Annotated in this window: 1 protein-coding gene and 1 tRNA gene; both read right to left on the bottom strand. The window is 70.6% G+C overall.

Features of this window, described 5'->3' with window-relative positions; translation table 11 throughout:
• Positions 1–27 precede the first annotated feature (27 nt).
• Positions 28–100 (bottom strand) — tRNA-Arg (locus BIU98_RS02110).
• Positions 101–114: 14 nt separating this feature from the next.
• Positions 115–675, bottom strand: coding sequence for an AAA family ATPase (locus tag BIU98_RS02115; RefSeq protein ID WP_071270728.1), 561 nt, complete (start codon positions 673–675; stop codon positions 115–117).
• Positions 676–755 lie beyond the last annotated feature (80 nt).

A 755-nucleotide genomic window follows, 5' to 3' on the forward strand; every position in this document is an offset into this window, starting at 1 on the left:
CGATCGGATGGCGGCCCTCGTCGTCGGTGCCCCCGGCAGGAATCGAACCCGCGGCACGGTGGGTAGAAACCACCTGCTCTATCCACTGAGCTACGGGGGCTGACTCCCTCGATCTTATTCCGGACCGCGGGCGAGACGGTCGACCCACGCGTCGACCGCCCGCTGCGAGCGCAGACGCACGATGCGCAGATGCGGTGCGGAGTGCTCGAGCGGCGGCACCTGCTGCCGCATCTTCCACTGCGTCCGGAGGCTCCACCGCACGATGTGGTCCTTGCTCGTGAAGAACGTCCAGAACGGCGGCTCGACGTTGCCGTTCCACAGCTCGACGCGACCGACCCGCCGCCGGATGGTCCGTCGCAGGAGTCGCCAGAACGTCACTGGGATCGGCAGGTCGAGCCAGACCAGGGTGTCGGCGCGCTCGACGAGCATCGCCCGCACCTGGTGGTACTGCCACTCGGTGACCCAGGCCGGCTCAGCCGTGTAGGTCTCGACCTCGGCGACGAACTCCGGCCGCGGTACCCACCCCGGCCCGTGGTACCTGCCGTCGATCTCCGTGTGCGGGATCCCGAGCGCCCGACCGATGCGCCCCGCGGTCGTGGTCTTGCCCACGCCGGTCGTCCCCGCGACGAGCACACGCCGGGGCACGGGGTCGAGAACGTCATCGTCGCCGAACATCCGTCGACCCTACCCACCCGCCCCCGCCGAGTCCGACGCCCGGGTCCCCCCCCCCCCCCGTCAGTCCGAGCGGGTGAAAT

It is taken from the genome of Curtobacterium sp. MMLR14_010, from assembly GCF_001865015.1.
Lineage (GTDB): Bacteria > Actinomycetota > Actinomycetes > Actinomycetales > Microbacteriaceae > Curtobacterium.